This window comes from Massilia soli, assembly GCF_016809835.1.
GTDB classification, from domain to species: domain Bacteria; phylum Pseudomonadota; class Gammaproteobacteria; order Burkholderiales; family Burkholderiaceae_D; genus Telluria_A; species Telluria_A soli.
In genome coordinates this window covers 135,913-153,284 of record NZ_JAFBIL020000007.1, presented here as the reverse complement: position 1 = coordinate 153,284, position 17,372 = coordinate 135,913, and the positions used below count along the sequence as shown (strand labels likewise).

Here is a 17,372-nt window from a genome sequence, read left to right as displayed (position 1 = left end):
GGCTAACCGGCCTGCAACAAAAAGGGAAGCTGTGGCTTCCCTTTTTTTATCCTCGTGCATCCCTGAAAGCTTTACTCCCGCAGCGGGTACGGCAGGGTATAATTTTTCCCGTGAACAGACTAGAAGCCTTTGGATATATCGCCGCCCAGGCCGCCCGCGGGGAAATGACCTTTCCCACCAGCGTGAATGCGGCCGTGCGCCTGCAACTTGCCCTGGATGACCCGAACTGCCATATCGAGGACGCGATCAAGCTGGTGCTGAGCGAGCCGCAGCTGGCCGCGCGCACGGTCGCGCTGGCCAATTCCGCGGCCTTCAACCCGAACGGCGACGCCCCCATCACCAATGCGCGCGCCGCCGTCATGCGGGTCGGCTACCGCAGCTTGCAGACCCTGGTGGCCAGCCTAGTGGTGCGCCAGTTCGGCGCCCGCATCGTCGACCCCGCCATCCGCGCCAAGGCCGAACAGCTGTGGGAGCATACCGCCCACGTCGCCGCGCTGGCGCAGGTGATCGCCAAGCGCGTCACCTTCGTCAACCCCGACACCGCCGTGTTCGCCGCGATCATGCATGAGGTTGGGGGCTTTTACTTGTTGTCGCGCGCCGATGAATTCCCCGGCCTGCTCGATGACGATCCCGAAAAATGGTCGGAGCTGTGCGAAGAGGTGGTCAGCCGCGAAGTGCTGAAAAAACTCTCCGTGCCCGACCCGGTCCGCAGCGCCATCGAAGCCTTGCGCGACGCATGGCTGAGCATGCCGCCTTGCACTTTGCTCGACACGCTGATTCTCGCCAACCAGTTTTCGCCGGTACCGTCGCCGCTGGCCGCGCCGGTCGAGAAACCGCCCAACCATGAAGACTCGGTGCTCGACTTCGTGCTCGACGGCGATACCCTCGAGAGCATCCTCAAGGAGTCGGCCGACGAAGTGCGCTCGATGAGCAGCGCGCTGCTGGTCTGACCTGAGCCGATTCGGCCGCCCGGCCGGAACCTAATCCCGCGCCCGGCTTCTAACCCGACAAGCGACTGTTGTCCTGTCCGGGAGAAGCATGGTCCGTCCTACCCACATTCACGCGCCCATCTGGCGGTGCGCGCTGGCGGCCCTGCTGCTGATCGTGCTGTGCATGCCGGCGGCGCGCGCCGCCGCGCCGGTCTCGGTGCTGACCATCGACGGCGCCATCGGTCCGGCCAACGCCGATTACGTCGTGCGCGGCATTGCCCGCGCGGCGCGCGACGGCAGCCAGCTCGTGGTCTTGCAGGTGGACACGCCAGGCGGCCTCGACACCGCGATGCGCGAGATCATCAAGGCCATCCTCACCGCCCCGCTGCCCGTGGCAAGTTACGTGACGCCTGGCGGCGCGCGCGCCGCCAGCGCCGGCACCTACATCCTGTATGCCAGCCATATTGCCGCCATGGCGCCGGGCACCAATATCGGCGCGGCCACACCGGTGCAAGTGGGCATTGGGCCCGGCCCCGACAGCGGCGGGCCGCGTCCGCCGCCGGACAAGGAAGGCGCCGGCAAGGGCGGCGCCGCCAGGGACGACAGCGCGGCCGGTTCCATGGCGCGCAAGCAGATGAACGACGCCGCCGCCTACATCCGCAGCCTGGCTCAGATGCGCGGGCGCAATGCCGACTGGGGCGAACGGTCGGTGCGCGAATCGCTCAGCCTGCCCGCCGAGGAGGCGCTGCGGTTGCAGGTGATCGACCTGATGGCGCCCGACGTGGCCGTGCTGGTCGCGGCGCTTGACGGGCGCAAGGTGCAGGTGCAGGGGCGCGAAGTTACGCTCAATACGCGCGGCGCGCCGCTCAACGCCGCCCAGCCCGACTGGCGCACGCGCGCGCTGTCGGCGCTGACCAATCCCAGCATCGCACTGATCTTAATGACCCTCGGCATTTACGGCCTGATGTTCGAGTTCATGAGTCCGGGCGCGGTGGCGCCTGGCGTCATCGGCGCGCTGTGCCTGCTGCTCGGCCTGTACGGCTTGCAGCTGCTGCCAGTCAACTACGCTGGCCTCGCCTTCATCCTGCTCGGTATCGCCTTCATGATCGGCGAAGCCTTCCTGCCCAGTTTCGGGGTCCTCGGGCTGGGCGGAGTGGTGGCGTTCGTGGCCGGCGCGCTGATGCTGATCGACACCGACTTGCCCGACTACGGCGTGCCGCTGGGCCTGATCGCGGCGGTGGCCATCGTCAGCGCCGTGCTGATCGGGGCGACCGCCAGCATCGCCCTGAAAACCCGGCGCCGCGCTGTGTACGGCGGGCCCGACGATATCCTCGGCAGCGTCGGCGAGGTACTCGACGACAGCATTGGCGGCGAGGCCTGGGCCAATGTGCGCGGCGAAACCTGGCGCGTTGCCAGCGGCGCCGCGCTCAGGCGCGGGCAAACGGTACGCGTTGTCGGTCAACGGGGCGTGCTGCTCGATGTGGTGCCGGCCAACCATCAATAACAAGGAGAACAAGCATGATTTTCGAATTCAGCTTTGGCGCGGGGCTGTTGTTGCTGATCCTGGTGACGCTGTTCGGGATGTCGGTGCGCATCCTGCGCGAGTACGAGCGCGGCGTGGTATTCCAGCTGGGCAGGTTCTGGCGGGTCAAGGGACCGGGGCTGATTTTGCTGATTCCCGTAATCCAGCAGATGGTGCGGGTCGACCTGCGTACCATCGTGCTCGATGTTCCCACCCAGGACGTGATCTCGCGCGACAATGTGTCGGTGAAAGTTAACGCGGTACTGTACTTCCGGGTCATGGACCCGGCGCGCGCGATCATCCAGGTAGCCAATTTCCTCGAGGCCACCAGCCAGCTGGCGCAAACGACCTTGCGCTCGGTGCTAGGCAAGCATGAGCTCGACGACATGCTGGCCGAGCGCGAGCGGCTCAACATCGACATCCAGCAGGTGCTCGATGCCCAGACCGATGCGTGGGGAATCAAGGTGGCCAATGTGGAGATCAAGCATGTCGACCTGGACGAGTCAATGATCCGGGCGATCGCGCGCCAGGCCGAAGCCGAGCGTGAACGGCGCGCCAAGGTGATCCATGCGGAAGGGGAACTGCAGGCGTCGGAAAAATTGATGCAGGCGGCCGAGGTGCTGGCGCGGCAGCCAGGGGCGATGCAGCTGCGCTACATGCAGACCCTGACGACGCTGGCGACCGACAAGACCTCGACGGTGGTGTTCCCGATGCCGATCGAACTGTTCGAACTGATTGCCGGCCGGATTGCCCCGGACCGGCAGCGCGCTACTTGACGGTCACCACTTCGACGTCGAAGATCAGCGTCGCGTTCGGCGGAATGCCGGCGGTGCCGCTCGCGCCATAGCCGAGCGCCGCCGGGATCACCAGCGTGCGTTTGCCGCCGGCCTTCATGCCAAGCAAGCCGCGATCCCAGCCTTGAATGACCCTGCCAGCGCCTACCGTGACGGAAAACGGGGTGCGGCCGGCCGAGCTGTCGAACTGGGTGCCGCGCTTGTTGGCGGCGGTTTCGCTATACAGCCACCCGGTGTAATGCACCGTCACGGCGCCGCCTGGTACGACCTCTGCGCCGGTGCCCACGGTGATGTCGGTGGTGACCAGGCCATCCTGCGGGGTCGCTGCCAGCGCGCCGGCGGTGCGCGCTGCATTGGTGGCGGCCACGATCAGGCTGCGGGTGCCGCCGTCGTAAGGTGCATAGCTGAACGCGATGCCGGTGGCGCTCTGGCCCTGCAACGCGCAGGTGCCGGCGCCGAACGACCAGACGACGTCGAACACATTCTTGCCGGTCGCGCGCGGGCTAAACTTGCCGGTATAGCTGCACATGGCCGTGGTGGCGCTGAAGGTGCCGTCAGCATTGACCCGCATGATGTGATGTCCCATCGGCCCATCCATGCGCTGGCTGCCCTGGATCTCGGCGATGCTGGCCGGGGCGTTGTAGCGGTAGATTGATTCGGCGATGCCGGCGCCGGTAAATGGCAGGGTGCTGGCGGCGATCGAGATCGTTCCGTTCAGGCTGCTCATCGGGGCATAGCTTGCGGTCAGCGTACCTTGTACGGCCGGGTTAGGCCCAAAGTCCTTCAGCTCGCCGGTAGTGAATGAACCGGAGACCGAGGTTCCTTTGCCATGCACAAAGGCCACTGGCGCCAGCGCACCCGGTGTCGCGCTGCCGTAGAAACCCCAGTACTGGCCGTCTTCCAGCACCAGCGAATTGAACAAGCGGCCGCTGGCCGTCAGCTTGCCCGCATACATGCCCTGCGCGCCCAGCTGCGAGACCATGGTATTCAAGGTCGACTCCACATTGGCCTGGAAGGCGCCGAGGTCGGTCGACAGGTTGACCGTACCCAGCAGGTTGCGGACGATCACGTTGGCATCGAGGCCGCTGTAGGCGAGTTCGCGTTGCGGGGTATTCAGGGCGGTGGTGAAGCCGGCCGCGACCGCAACCTTGTTGTTGATGATGTCGCGGTCGGTGGTCTGGGCGGCGGCCATGATCTGAATCGCCGCGTTGGCGCGCGTCATGCGGCCTTCGTCGAGCGCCTGTACCCAGAACGCCTTGCCACCGGTATCGGATGCGCGCCCGAACAGGTTGCGGTACACCGCTTCGATGAACACGTTGTTGTCGCCCGCGTACAGCGCCTGCGATTCGGCGCTGGTGCCGAAGACGTTGACGACATCGCGCAGCGCGCTGTTGCCGCCATAAGCGACTGCAAGCTGGCCGATGTTGGTCGGCGCGCCAAGGTTGCTCAGATGTTGCGAGAAGTACGCCAGGCCGCCCGGATCGGCGGGCCGGCCGAAATAGGCGACATAGACCGATTGCACGAGATTGACGTAGGCGCTCGCTGCCTGCGTTTGCGTGGCCACCGAGGCGGACACGCGCGAGGCGGTGGTGGCGGGCTGGGAATCGACGCCGCGGTCAGCGCCGCACGCGGCCAACAGAAGAGACAGGGTACTCAGGGCTGCATACTTGATCGGCTTGGTCATCACGCGCTTTCGGTCAGCAAAAGGTGGCTTGTAAATCTGAAAGATTATACCGGGGGCAAATGTAGAAGACTTTCGCTAATTTGTAAGGCAGGCGGCGAAGTCCTCGAACGCGCCGTACGCAGGGTCGGTGGGGCGGGTGGTTCCGCACAGGTCGGCGCCGGCCAGCGGCACCGCGCCGCGCCTTGGCGGGTCGCCGCGCCAGCGCAGGTTCATGCTGTCGGCTGCGACAAACAGCGCGCGCAACGGGTGCGCTCCGGTCAGCAGGCGGGTGACGCCGGTGTCGAGGTTGTCGTCTGCGTCGATGGCCGCGCCGGCGCGCGCGACGATCCGCCCATCGATGATGTTGCCGTGGATGGTGGCGCTGCTTTCCGGCGACAGCACCGCCACGCCCGCGGTGTCGAGCACGGTATTGTGGGTGATCGCCGTTGCCGCGGCGCGCTGCAGGTGGATGCCTTCGTCGGAGCACGACGCGACCAGGTTGGCGTCGATCACGCCGCCATCCTGTTCGGCGGCGCAGCGCTTGCCGCGGCATTGCGACACCGTGCTGCCCGCGCCGCCCAGCGACACGCCGATGCGCAGCCCGGGCGCGCCGCGCAGGCGCTGCTCGCACACCACCACATTGCGCTCGATGCGGTTGCCCTTGCCGCCGCCGCGCGCCTGCAGGCCGTAGCTGGTGCGGTCGCCTTTTTCCTTGGCGAAGTCGCTGACCAGGTTGGCGCGAATCGCCCAGTTGCTCGCGGCGACAAGCTCGATCGCGCTGACGGAACCGACGGTGTCGCGCGCGCTGGTATTGCGGATCGAATTGTGTTCGATTACCCCGTTGTCTGGATAGGCACTGCCATTGCCGTCAATCTTGAACGGCGTATTGAAGTCAGTCACGGTGTTGTTTCGGGCGACGAATCCGGCGCCGCCGCCGATCACGTGGAAGGCATGCTCGCAGCCTGCCTGCACGTCGCAGGTGCCGCGAATGTGCAGGTTTTCAAACGTCCAGTTGGGCGAAGCGATCAGGAAGCCTTCGCGCAGTTCGAACTCCAGCGTCACGGTGCCGGGCCTGCCGGCGCGCACCGTGACGCCGCTGGCGCTGCTGGTTGCCAGGTAGGGGCGGCCGTTGAAGCGGTAGGTGCCAGGCGCAAAGGTGATCACGTCGCCAGGCTGGGCCTTTTCGAGCGCGCGGATGGCGGCCTCCTCGTGCTCGACCGGCACCACGTTGCCGGCCGACGCAGGACCGATCGACAGCGCCTGCGCGCCGACCCGCAAGGCGGGCAGCGCCGCCAGCGGCGCGCCGCGGTCGCGCTCGTTGAACGTACGGGCGACCCAGGCGCCCAAACCGGTCAAGCCGGCGCCGGCCAGGCGGCCCTCCAGCACAGGACCCAACTGGCGCGGCGGCAGCGCCATGCTTTCCAGGGTCCACGCGATGGCGGCGGCGATGAAGACGACGATCAGCAGCAGGGCAATGGCGATTTTTTTAAACGGTGGCGAACGGCGCCGGGATTTCTTGGGCATTGGATCTTCTTAGTTGCGGCCGATGGCTTCGCGCAGGCGGTACCAGGCGAGGCCGGCCAGCTCGTAGCTTGCGTAGTAGGATTTCTGCAGTGCCGATGCGCTTGGCACGAAGTCCAGCGGCGTCAGCGGTCCAGCGCCATAGAACATGGTTGGCGCAGCAATGACCTGCAGGCCGCTGCGCGCGAACACGCGCTCGGCGCGGGCCATGTGCATGGCGTCGGTGACCAGCAGGATACGCTGCACCTTGGCAGCCTTCAGGATGCGTGCGGAAAATAGCGCGTTTTCAAACGTGGTGTCCGAGGCTTCCTCGACCCACATGACAGGCGTGCGGAAATCGTCGCGCAAGGCGCGCGCCATGCTGCGCGCTTTCGGCTCGTGGCCCGCCGAGGCATTGCCGCCGGTGACCAGCAATGGCAGGCCGGTCTGGTGCTGCAGGCGCGCGCCGTAGCGCAGGCGCGCCAGCGCGGTCAGGTCGGGAATGTCGTGGCCGCCGTACTCGGGCGCGTGTTCCAGCCGGCCGGCGGCAAGCACGACAATGGCGCCGGCGCCCTCGACGCGCGCCAGGTCGAGCGGCGGCGCCAGCCGTTCCAGCGGGGCGATCAGCAGGCGCGCGCCGGCATTGGTAAACAGCACCAGCAGCAATCCCAGCGACACCCCGGCCAGCGCCCGGCCAGCCCGCGGTTTGCGGCGCAGGAGCGACAGTCCGACTAGCAGGCCCAGCAGCAAGCAAACCGGCGGCAGCAGGACAACATGGGTGAGGGTGGAGACGAGCAGGTCGGTGTTCATGTTGCCATTTTAAATGGCAACCTTGTTCTCCAACAAAAATCAATCGAACGGGGCAAAAACCCGGGGCCGGGCGCCGGCCCCGAGCTTGCTCAATTCATCGCGAAACGCACGGGATGCACGACGATTGGCGCCTGCGATAGCGCGCGGTCGCCCTTGCGGGTGTCGATCAGCAGGTAGCCGGTCACTTCGCCGTCAACCGGTGGCGACAGGACCACCCGATACTTCTCGTCGAGCGAGACAAAATCATAGTCCCCCACCGCAATCACTTCGGTGCGGGAGCCGTCGCCGACCTGGATGAACTTGCGGTTAATGCGCTTCATCATGGACATCGTGTCGCCGTTGGACAAGTCGTAGACGCCTTGCAGGCTGTCGAATTCGCCGCTTCGCATGCGGCTGAATTTGGCGGGCAGTTCGATCGACCGTGGCGCATCGCGGGTGATCGTAACCTGACCGAGGTCGGACGGCGTTTGCGCTGCGGCAGGCAACGCAAAGGCGGCGAGGGCTGCGGCTATTACCAGGGATTTCATGACATATCTCCAGAACCGTTGCCGGCCGGGCTGTCGTCGAAAAGGCACTCGGCGAGCGGAATGTCTGAACATGGCAACCACAAGGCACAGGTTCATCAGGTTGAAAAAAGGGTGCTCGCCCAGGCGGCAGGCCGCGAGGCGCTCCCGTCTACTAGCACTATAGGACGGAATTTCGGCGGTGTAGGAGAAGATTACGGTCCCGTCCGCTGGGCGTGTCAATTGACATGTCGGCCGTGCCCGCTTGCCGTGCCTGCGTTGCGCCAACTATTTCAGATCCAGCGTAAAGTCTCTTATCGAAATCACAAATGACGCTGGAGAAGATCATGAAATGGGAAGGCAATCGCCAAAGCGATAACGTGGAAGACCGGCGCGGCAGCGGTGGCGGCGGCGGGTTTGGCCTGGGCGGCAAGTCGATCGGCATCGGTACCATCGTGCTTGCGCTGATTGGATCGGCCGTGTTCGGCGTTAATCCGCTGACGATGCTCGACATGTTGAGCGGCGGCTCGGGACAGGTCGCTCCAGTCCAGCAAGGCCCGGCCCAGGCGCCGCCGGCATCGGACCGCAAGGCGGCGATGGTGTCGACCGTGCTGGCCGACACCGAGGATACCTGGTCGGAGCTGTTCCGGGCGAATGGCGGCAGCTACGTCAAGCCGAAGCTGATCCTGTTCTCGGGCGCCACCCGCACCGCGTGCGGCACCGGCCAGAGCGCCAGCGGCCCGTTCTACTGCCCGGCCGACCAGCAGATCTATATCGACCTCAGCTTCTACCAGCTGATGCAGGACCGCTTCCAGGTATCGAGCGAATTCGCGCAGGCGTATGTGATCGCGCACGAGGTCGGCCACCACGTGCAAACGATTACCGGCATCTCCGAGAAGGTGCGCGGCGCGCAGCAGCGCATGGCGGAAACCCAGGCCAATCAGATGTCGGTGCGCATGGAGCTGCAGGCCGACTGCTACGCCGGCTTGTGGGCCCACCACGCCAACCGCTCACGCGCCATTCTGGAGCAGGGTGACGTGGAAGCGGCACTGCACGCCGCCAGCGCGATCGGCGACGATGCGATGCAGCGCCGTTCGCAAGGACAGGTGGTGCCGGACTCGTTCACGCACGGCTCATCGGAGCAGCGCGCGCGCTGGTTCAAGAAAGGCATCGATAGCGGGCAGGTGGAAGCCTGCGATACGTTCAGCGCGAAGCAGCTTTGAACGTGGCAGGCGCTAGCGGAAAAGAACCATGTCGGTACCCACGACGGCCGCCACCGTCACCGACGCCACCAGATAGCACAGCAACTGGTCTTTCCAGGTGGTGCCGATCCGCTTGCTGCCGGCCCACGCAAGAACGACCAGCAGGCCGCTGACCAGCGCCGGCAAGGTCCATGCGGGCAAGCCGAAGTAGAGGCTGAGACGGGCTTCGTCGTTCAGGAAGTACAGGCTGACCAACGACGCCACGACCCGCATGAATGCGGCCTGGTAGAGAAATGCGAACGCCAGCTGCGACTGCGTTCGCTTGAGAACGGCGTACGCAACGACGCCCTGGAGCACGGTGACGGCCGGACCGCCCAGGTCGAACATGGCTCGCGAGAACGGGATGACGGGAGACAGGGTAGAGACGCCATTCAGGCGGAAGCTCATCTCAAAGCCGAACAATTTGCCGACTGCCCAGTGGCCCAGTTCGTGCGCCAGGGTGGTGACGACACCGGCAATGAACAAGGTGATATAAAACTGTAAACCGAAGAGACGCGCTTTTTTCATGATTGTCGCGTGATGTCTCACGGCAAGAAATGGAATGCCGATAGTACAACATTCCACTTTGCCTGACCCGCCTTTGTTAACTGCGGGTCAGTGCGTCACGACAATCAGTCTTCGTGGTGGGTTTTCTCGTACTCGTCGGCTTCGGCCTTGGTCTTGTGCACGATGCCGTCCGGATGCTCCGGCGGCATGTACAAGGAGTACAGGCGCATCGGTGAGTCCGTCGAGGTGTTGATGACGTTGTGCTCGGTGCCGGCTGGAATGACAACGGCCGTTCCATCTCGCAACTCGTGCCGCTCACCGTCCAGGATCGCCACGCCTTCGCCTTCTTCGACGCGGATGAACTGGTCGTGTCCGGTATGGTGCTCCATGCCGATTTCTTCGCCCGCCTTGAGGGTCATGATCACCAGCTGGCTGCGCTTGGTGGTGTAGAGAACTTCGCGGAAGTTATCGCTCGCGAGCGTCTTTTCTTCAATGTTGATGCTGTAGCCTGACATGCTGATTTCTCCTAACGAGTGAAAATGTGGACTGATTCATCATAATTCAAAAAAGCTAATCGAGCAGGACGCGCGCGTCGCCGGACCCGGTGTTGCCGGCAGGGCGAGGTGCTAAACTACGGCCTTCACACACAGGCCTCACTCCATGACCAAGAACAAACAAGCTCCCGCCCCGAAAACCACCGACGCGCCAGGCGGGCGGCCGGACAATCCCTTCCTCGACGCCGGTTTCTACTCGCGCATGCGCGACTACACCGAGCGCGACGCGGCGTTCTCGAAGGAATTGAAGGCGATTGCCGAGCACGGCGCCGGCAAGGAAGGGGCCAATCCGCTCTACGCGCCGTCGCTGGCGGTGCTGCGCGCGGTGGTCAAGAAAGGCCTGTCGCTGGAAGACATCCTCAAGCGTATCGTGGCCGGTGTGGAATCGGGCTCATGGGAATCGTGGCTGGCTGCTTACGGCTTCGAACTGCGCGGCGTGAACTATGCCAAGACCGAGCCGCGCAACGCACGGCTGGCGCTGGACCTCAGCCTCGGCTCGAAGGCCACCGCGGCCTTCGCCAATGCGGGAATCCCGAACTGGCGCAGCCTGGCAGCGGAAGACTGCGCGCAGGTACAAATTGAAAAGCCAACCGAAAAAACGCCCGCCAAGGCGTGGGCGATTTTTGTGCTGGACGCGCCGGACTGATTACTTGCCCAGCAGCGCCAGGGTATGCGTCCATTGCGCATCCCAGCCGTCAAGGAAGGCGTGCGCTTTGAACGTTTTGCTTAAACGTGAGATCGGTACCCGGTACATGTCGTTCAGTCCGAGCGCCAGCGTGACCGGATTCCACAGCGCATGCTTTTTCGATTTCCTGATGCTGCCCTTGATGCGGGCGCCTTCATCGCCAAAGATTCCGCCGCCATCGGCAAGCGCCTTGGCAAGGTCAATGCGCACCAGCATGCCGAAGGCGGCCAGGACCTGTTCCGTGTTGATGCCGTCGCGCGATTCCTGCGCCGTCTCGATCTTGACGGGCTTGGGTTCCGCATCGCGCTTGAGTTGGGCGGCCAGGCGCTCCAGGTCCTTTTTCTGGAAACGCAACTCGTCGAGCGAGCGTCTAAACCCAGGTGGCGGCAGCGTTGCCACGATCTTGTAGGCGTCCTTGGTCATCGTGATCAGCACATCGTCGCTGCCGGCCGCAAGGCGCTGGGTATCGCCTTCGAAGAAAACCGGCGCCGCATAGCCGCCATTGGCGTCGCCGAACAGCTCGGGATAGGCGGCATCGTAATCGAGCCAGACATAAGGAGTCAGTCCGCTTTCGATCAGCCGCGCCAGCGTCCAGGGGCCGGCGGCCTGCTGCTCCAGCCATGCGCAGGCTTGTTCAGTCGTGGCGCGGAAGGGAAGGTCGGTAGTGGTCATTGTCGTGCCGATCGCTGCGAGAATTTAAAATGGCTTAGAGGGTAACATTTAAAGGCCGGACGTTGGACCAACTACAGCAGGGATTTCTATTAACCCGTCACTGGCGCGATACGGCAGCCGGGACGGAAGTCGACTTCTGGCTCGCGACCGATAACGGACCGCGCCAGATCAGGCTTGCGCCGCATCCGTCCGTCGCCTTCATTCCCGACGAACAGCGCGAACAAGCCGAGAAGGTGTTACGCGACGAGAAATCCTGGGAACTGCGCCCGCTGTCCCTCGCCGATTTCCATCACCGTCCTGTTATCGGCCTGTACTGTGCCCAGTACCGCCAATTGCTCAAGCTGGCTAAGCGCCTGCGCGAATATGGCATCGACGTCTACGAATCCGATGTGCGCCCGCCCGAGCGCTACCTGATGGAACGCTTTATCACGGCGCCGGTCTGGTTCGGCGGCCGCGTCGCGGACCAGCGCGGCCCCTTGCTCGATGGTGTCTTGAAACCTGCGCCGGGATACCGACCGCGCCTCACGCTGGCATCGCTGGATATCGAAACGACAGCCCACGGCGAGCTGTATTCGATTGCGCTGGAAGGATGCGGGCAGCGCCAGGTGTATATGCTCGGGCCGCCGAATGGCGGCAACCAGGAACTCGACTTCGACCTGGAATACTGCGGCAGCCACGCGGTAATGCTGGAGAAGCTCAACGCCTGGTTCGCGCGCTACGATCCCGATGTCATCATCGGATGGAACGTGGTGCAGTTCGACCTGCGCGTGCTGCAGCGCCACGCCGAGCGGAACAAGGTACCCCTGCGACTGGGCCGCGACGGCAGCGAGATGGAATGGCGCGAGCACGGCAAGCAGCAGCATTACTTTGCGGGCGTGGCCGGGCGCCTGATCATCGACGGTATCGAAGCGCTCAAATCGGCGACCTGGAGTTTTTCCTCATTCAGCCTGGAGCACGTGTCGCAAACGCTGCTCGGTGAAGGGAAGTCGATCGACAATCCATATCAAAGGATGGCCGAGATCGACCGCCGCTTCGCCGAGGACAAGCCGGCGCTGGCGAAGTACAACCTGAAGGACTGCGAACTCGTCACCCGCATCTTCGACAAGACCGAGCTGCTGACCTTCTTGCTGGAACGCGCCAGCGTGACAGGCCTGGCGGTGGACCGCAGCGGCGGCTCGGTGGCGGCGTTTGAACACCTGTACATGCCGATGATGCACCGGCAAGGCTATGTCGCGCCGAACCTGGGCGACATCGCCGGGGAAAACAGCCCGGGCGGCTACGTGATGGATTCAAAGTCGGGACTGTACGATTCGGTGCTGGTGCTCGATTACAAGAGCCTGTACCCCTCGATCATCCGCACCTTCCTGATCGATCCAGTGGGGCTGGTGGAGGGCGTGCGCGACGGCGACGAGAATACGGTGGAGGGCTTTCGGGGAGCGCGTTTCTCGCGCACCAAGCACTGCCTGCCGGCGATTGTCACGCAGATCTCGGACGGCCGCGACCAGGCCAAGCGCGATGCAAACAAGCCGCTCTCGCAGGCGCTGAAAATTATCATGAACGCGTTCTATGGCGTGCTCGGATCGAGCGGCTGCCGCTTCTTCGATCCGCGCCTGGCGTCTTCGATTACCTTGCGCGGCCAGGAGATCATGCACCTGACGCGCAAGCTGATTGAAGACAAGGGCTACGAGGTGATCTACGGCGACACCGATTCCACGTTCGTCTCGCTGAAAAGCGCGCACGCGGATGGCGACGCCGATGTGATCGGCCGCGAGCTGGTGAGGCATGTGAATACGTGGCTGGCCCAGCACCTGCGCGACGCATTCGCGCTTGAAAGCGCGCTCGAACTGCAATACGAAACGCACTACCGGCGCTTCCTGATGCCGACCATACGCGGTTCCGACGAGGGCAGCAAGAAGCGCTATGCCGGACTGATCCGCCGCGCCGATGGCAGCGAGGAAATGATTTACAAGGGTCTCGAGACAGTGCGCAGCGACTGGACGCCGCTGGCGCAGCAATTCCAGCAAGCGCTGTATTCGAAGATATTCAAAGGCGAGCCATACCAGGATTATGTGCGCGACTATGCGAACCGCACGGCAAGTGGTGAGCTGGACGAGTTGCTGGTGTATCGCAAGCGCTTGCGCCGGTCGCTCGAGGACTACGAGCGCAACGTTCCGCCGCACGTGCGCGCGGCGCGTATTGCCGACGAATACAACCGCGCGCAGGGGCGGCCGCTGCAATACCAGAACGGCGGCTGGATCAGGTATGTGATCACGCTGGCGGGGCCCGAACCACTCGAAGTGCGGCGCTCGGCGATCGATTACGAGCACTATCTGACGCGCCAGCTGCAGCCTGTCGCCGACGCCATTTTGCCGTTTGTCGACGACGACTTCGACACGCTGACCAGCCGCCAGAAAAGCCTGTTTTGATGCCAATGCCTGGGTGAATCCGTGGCGGGCGCATCAATAAATTTCTTTTCTGGAAACAATCACTTAAAATGCGGTTTTCCCATATCGGGCACGGCAGCGTCTCGTCGCTGGCGCGCCATGGTGTTTTTCGGTTGACGCGCCGTCGCAGCAGCGAGGGAGCAGGCCCACACGTTCATGAAGGGGTGATAGATGGAAGGTTTTATTGAAGCGCTCAACGGCATCATCTGGAGCAATGCACTCATTTACCTGTGCCTGGGTGCCGGTTTGTTTTACTCCATCCAGACCCGATTTGCCCAAGTGAGGCACTTCAAGGAAATGCTGCGCCTGCTGTTCAAGCGCAAGGGCACCAGCTCCGGCATTTCATCCTTTCAGGCGCTGGCAGTGTCGCTGTCCGGACGCGTTGGCGTGGGCAATATCGCCGGTGTCGCCGCAGCGATCGGTTTCGGCGGCCCTGGTGCGGTCTTCTGGATGTGGGTCGTGGCCTTCCTTGGCGCGAGCACAGCCTATGCCGAGTCCACCCTCGGACAACTGTATAAAGTCGAGGAGAACGGCCTGTATCGCGGCGGCTCGGCGTATTTCTTCGAGCGCTGCCTTGGCTGGAAGTGGCTCGGTATCGCCTTTGCCGTCGCGGCGGTGATCGCGTGCGGCATCTTCCTGCCTGGCGTGCAGGCCAATGCCGTCGGCAACGCCGTGACCCAGGTCTTCGGCAACGGTGACCTGGTCGACACCTTCCTGGGCCAGGCCGGCATCAACAAGCTGATTGGCCTCGGCGTCATCCTGGCGTTGCTCGCGGTGATCATTTTTGGCGGAATCAAGCGCATCGCACACTTTGCCGAATTCGTCGTCCCGTTCATGGCACTGGGGTACATCATTCTGGCCGTGATCGTTATCGGGTTCAACATCGACAAGCTGCCGGGTGTATTCAGTCTGATCTTCTCGGATGCATTCACCGCCAAGGCGGGTTTGGGCGCGGCCATCGGCTGGGGCGTCAAGCGCGGCGTCTATTCCAACGAAGCCGGCCAGGGCACCGGAACCCATGCCGCAGCGGCTGCTGAAACCGAGCACCCATCCCAGCAGGGCTTGGTTCAGGCGTTTTCGGTATATGTCGATACCTTGCTCGTGTGTAGCGCAACGGCGGTCATGATCCTGATCACGAACCAGTACAACGTACAGGGTACGCTGCCGGCTGGCCAGTTCATCGTGCAGAACCTGCCGGCGGCCACCGAGATCGGTTCGGCGGCATTCACCCAGATGGCGTTGCAGAGTACCTTCGGCGGCTTCGGGCCGATCTTTGTCGGCGTGGCACTGTTCTTCTTCGCCTTTACGACGATTCTCGCGTACTACTACATCGCCGAAACCAACATCGCCTACCTGAATCGCTTCTTCAAGCGCGGCGTGCCAATGGTGATTGTGAAAGTGATGATCATGGTGATGGTCGCGTATGGCACGATCAATACCTCGGGCTATATCTGGAACCTTGGCGACATCGGCGTCGGCATCATGGCCTGGATTAACATCATCGGCATCCTGATTATTTTCTTCATCGCCAAGCCGACCATGCTTTGCCTGCGAGACTACGAGGCGCAGTTGAAGGCCGGGGGACCGATCACGTTCGATCCGGCCAAGCTTGGCATCAAGAACGCCACGTTCTGGGAAAAGCGCGCAGCGGCGGCGAGAAAATAGCGGCTGCGCGGCAGCAGTGCCATCAAGCGCTCTTGTTGATTCGGGGCTGGCCTGCCGGCAGAAACGCCGGTTTTAACGTCAGCCTCTAATTCCAACGGGGACACCGGTGGTATGCTGCGGCGTCACTTTTTCGCAGAACAGTCATGGCAATCAAACTCAGTAAAGACACCGAAGAACGCCTGCTTGTATCACTGCAGCGCTACTGCGCAAATAACTTCGACGAAGAAATCGGCAACCTGAAAGCGCAGTTGTTGCTCGATTTCTGCGTGCGCGAGATCGGGCCGTCCATCTACAACCAGGCAGTCCAGGACGCGCAGAAGGTGATGCAGGAAAAAGTCACCGAGCTCGAAACCAATTGCTACGAGACCGAGTTTGCGTACTGGCAGAAGAAGCGGTGATGCCTACGGCCGCGATTCGGGCTTTGGATGACCATGAATTCTGAAGCGTCGATGAAATGACAATGGACGGCGTACGCCTTTCGGATCGGCCAACAAGGGAAGCGCTAGCTCATTGTGGGCAAGAAGTTCAAGCTCCCACGTCGTGCCTCCGAAAAACTCGAAGCGCACGACATTTGGTGGCAGTAGTTCGAGGTGGCCGAACGAGCCGGTTGAGTACATTGCACCGAGCGTCGCGGAGTCGACGAGGGTCAGGCTTGAATTGAACAGGTAGATTCGGAGAGAATCTTCGTTCGGGATGTCGTCCGTAACGAAAGCCAGGTAGTAATCATGCCACTCGATGGCGGCTTCAAGAACCGCGCCATTGATCCGTTTTGCTGTCGCCTTGCCGTGAACGACAATCTCGCTCTGTGGCATGGTTTGATCGGTCAATGGCCGGACCAACTTGAGCGAGAATTGCGACGATGGTAGAAATTTCAAGGGTTTCACCAGAACGAGGTCACGCCAAAAGCGGCCAACGCGCCTCCCGCAAACGCGCCTACGGCAACGCAGATCGGAGCCCCAGGGCCGCAAGCAAGGCCGGCCAGCGCGCCGCCCGTAATCCCTCCAGCGACACCCGCTCCTGTTGTCAATATTTCCTTCTTAGCCGCCGCTACCTTATCGTGCGAAGTGGCGATATCGTACACCGACAACGCTAACGAAAGACCGAGCACGCCTTTCCCTGCAAATGACAGCCGCGACATTGCTTTCGTCACGGACACGTTGGATCTGGCAGCCGAAGCGACAACGGACGCGTATATCGCGTTCTTTTGAGGAAGAGAGAGCGTCGAGAATTTGACCGATTGCCCGTGAGCTCGCGTCGCTTGCAGCGCAATAATTTCATTGAGCGTTTTACCGTTGGTCTTCAACTGCTGTGCCATTGCTCGACCCACGGGGCTGCTTCGTGCTCTTATAACTTCCATGACCAAATTTCGCGTTTCCTGAGCCTGTTGCGCTGCTTGGGCCCAGCTGATACGTCCACTTTTCGCCTCAGATCGAAGTTTTTCCGCCATTCGTTTTATCTCGCGAGTGTAGGCAAGGCGGGCAGACGAATCAACTGTGAGATGTGCACCGATATTTGCCGCCTGTGCCTCCATCGAATCAATTGCCTTATTGAAAGTGCTGCGGTCTGAGGAGTTGGTTGCAACTTGCATGGCTGTTCTCCTTTCATCTGAAAGGCAAGCATACGGAGCCGCTTGAATGCTAAGTTGCGCAGAGTCAATCAGTGCTCTAAACGGATCAGATCCCCCAAACAAAAAAAGCAGTTACGATCACTCGTAACTGCTTCATTTTGCTTGCTGCGCATTCGTGGTAGGCCGTGCGGGATTCGAACCTGCGACCAACGGATTAAAAGTCCGCTGCTCTACCAGCTGAGCTAACGACCCGAAAGAGGCAAGATTATAGCGCGGGTTTTGCGTTTGCGCTAGAGTCTTGTTGCAATACAACGAA

Annotated in this window: 17 protein-coding genes and 1 tRNA gene; 8 read left to right on the top strand and 10 right to left on the bottom strand. The window is 62.6% G+C overall.

What is annotated here, in order from left to right; translation table 11 throughout:
- The first annotated feature begins 164 nt into the window (after window positions 1-164).
- The 3 genes from I4X03_RS17985 (at window position 165) to I4X03_RS17975 (ending at window position 3,227) form a co-directional block, all read left to right on the top strand.
- Window positions 165-950 (top strand): HDOD domain-containing protein, encoded by a 786-nt coding sequence (locus I4X03_RS17985; protein ID WP_223469626.1) that lies wholly within the window; start codon window positions 165-167, stop codon window positions 948-950.
- An 88-nt stretch (window positions 951-1,038) separates the two neighbouring features.
- Window positions 1,039-2,433: an NfeD family protein gene (locus I4X03_RS17980; RefSeq protein ID WP_223469625.1), complete on the top strand. Its 1,395-nt coding sequence runs from the start codon at window positions 1,039-1,041 to the stop codon at window positions 2,431-2,433.
- A 14-nt stretch (window positions 2,434-2,447) separates the two neighbouring features.
- A complete protein-coding gene (locus tag I4X03_RS17975; protein WP_223469624.1) occupies window positions 2,448-3,227 on the top strand; it encodes a slipin family protein in 780 nt (259 codons plus the stop codon).
- Here I4X03_RS17975 and I4X03_RS17970 read toward each other — a convergent pair.
- From I4X03_RS17970 to I4X03_RS17955, 4 genes are all read right to left on the bottom strand, one after another.
- A complete protein-coding gene (locus I4X03_RS17970) occupies window positions 3,220-4,929 on the bottom strand; it encodes an FKBP-type peptidyl-prolyl cis-trans isomerase (RefSeq protein ID WP_223469623.1) in 1,710 nt (569 codons plus the stop codon). The genes I4X03_RS17975 and I4X03_RS17970 overlap by 8 nt on opposite strands.
- 75 nt (window positions 4,930-5,004) lie before the next feature.
- Entirely contained in the window at window positions 5,005-6,432 is a 1,428-nt protein-coding gene (locus tag I4X03_RS17965; protein ID WP_223469622.1) for a right-handed parallel beta-helix repeat-containing protein, read from the bottom strand.
- Window positions 6,433-6,441: 9 nt separating this feature from the next.
- Window positions 6,442-7,218 (bottom strand): YdcF family protein, encoded by a 777-nt coding sequence (locus I4X03_RS17960; RefSeq protein ID WP_223469621.1) that lies wholly within the window; start codon window positions 7,216-7,218, stop codon window positions 6,442-6,444.
- Window positions 7,219-7,307: 89 nt separating this feature from the next.
- Window positions 7,308-7,745, bottom strand: coding sequence for a hypothetical protein (locus I4X03_RS17955; RefSeq protein WP_223469620.1), 438 nt, complete (start codon window positions 7,743-7,745; stop codon window positions 7,308-7,310).
- 323 nt (window positions 7,746-8,068) lie between these two features.
- Here I4X03_RS17955 and ypfJ point away from each other — a divergent pair, with 323 nt between their 5' ends.
- Window positions 8,069-8,944: a KPN_02809 family neutral zinc metallopeptidase gene (ypfJ, locus tag I4X03_RS17950; RefSeq protein WP_223469619.1), complete on the top strand. Its 876-nt coding sequence runs from the start codon at window positions 8,069-8,071 to the stop codon at window positions 8,942-8,944.
- Window positions 8,945-8,956: 12 nt separating this feature from the next.
- On the opposite strand, the gene I4X03_RS17945 is transcribed toward ypfJ, so the two are convergent.
- Together I4X03_RS17945 and I4X03_RS17940 are read right to left on the bottom strand one after the other, a co-directional pair.
- Window positions 8,957-9,490, bottom strand: coding sequence for a hypothetical protein (locus I4X03_RS17945; RefSeq protein ID WP_223469618.1), 534 nt, complete (start codon window positions 9,488-9,490; stop codon window positions 8,957-8,959).
- A gap of 104 nt (window positions 9,491-9,594) precedes the next feature.
- On the bottom strand, window positions 9,595-9,984 hold the full coding sequence (locus tag I4X03_RS17940) for a cupin domain-containing protein (RefSeq protein ID WP_223469617.1): 390 nt from the start codon (window positions 9,982-9,984) through the stop codon (window positions 9,595-9,597).
- Between the two features lie 145 nt (window positions 9,985-10,129).
- Here I4X03_RS17940 and I4X03_RS17935 point away from each other — a divergent pair, with 145 nt between their 5' ends.
- Window positions 10,130-10,669, top strand: a complete 540-nt coding sequence (locus I4X03_RS17935; RefSeq protein WP_223469616.1) for a hypothetical protein — start codon at window positions 10,130-10,132, stop codon at window positions 10,667-10,669.
- Here I4X03_RS17935 and I4X03_RS17930 read toward each other — a convergent pair whose 3' ends face one another.
- Window positions 10,670-11,380, bottom strand: coding sequence for a hypothetical protein (locus tag I4X03_RS17930; RefSeq protein WP_223469615.1), 711 nt, complete (start codon window positions 11,378-11,380; stop codon window positions 10,670-10,672). It abuts the gene before it with no gap.
- Window positions 11,381-11,442: 62 nt separating this feature from the next.
- Here I4X03_RS17930 and I4X03_RS17925 point away from each other — a divergent pair, with 62 nt between their 5' ends.
- The 3 genes from I4X03_RS17925 (at window position 11,443) to I4X03_RS17915 (ending at window position 15,887) form a co-directional block, all read left to right on the top strand.
- Entirely contained in the window at window positions 11,443-13,806 is a 2,364-nt protein-coding gene (locus tag I4X03_RS17925; protein WP_223469614.1) for a DNA polymerase II, read from the top strand.
- 189 nt (window positions 13,807-13,995) lie between these two features.
- The gene (locus tag I4X03_RS17920; protein ID WP_223469613.1) at window positions 13,996-15,489 is read left to right on the top strand and encodes an alanine/glycine:cation symporter family protein; all 1,494 of its coding nucleotides are present in this window, start codon (window positions 13,996-13,998) and stop codon (window positions 15,487-15,489) included.
- A 143-nt stretch (window positions 15,490-15,632) separates the two neighbouring features.
- Window positions 15,633-15,887 carry a DUF2164 domain-containing protein gene (locus I4X03_RS17915; protein WP_223469612.1) on the top strand — a complete coding sequence of 85 codons (255 nt, stop codon included), beginning with the start codon at window positions 15,633-15,635 and terminating at the stop codon, window positions 15,885-15,887.
- Window positions 15,888-15,890: 3 nt separating this feature from the next.
- On the opposite strand, the gene I4X03_RS17910 is transcribed toward I4X03_RS17915, so the two are convergent.
- The 3 genes from I4X03_RS17910 to I4X03_RS17900 all read right to left on the bottom strand — a co-directional run bounded on the left by I4X03_RS17910 (window position 15,891) and on the right by I4X03_RS17900 (window position 17,308).
- On the bottom strand, window positions 15,891-16,364 hold the full coding sequence (locus I4X03_RS17910; RefSeq protein WP_223469611.1) for a hypothetical protein: 474 nt from the start codon (window positions 16,362-16,364) through the stop codon (window positions 15,891-15,893).
- 5 nt (window positions 16,365-16,369) lie between these two features.
- Window positions 16,370-17,077, bottom strand: a complete 708-nt coding sequence (locus tag I4X03_RS17905; protein WP_223469610.1) for a hypothetical protein — start codon at window positions 17,075-17,077, stop codon at window positions 16,370-16,372.
- 155 nt (window positions 17,078-17,232) lie between these two features.
- Window positions 17,233-17,308 (bottom strand) — tRNA-Lys (locus I4X03_RS17900).
- Window positions 17,309-17,372: the final 64 nt, after the last annotated feature.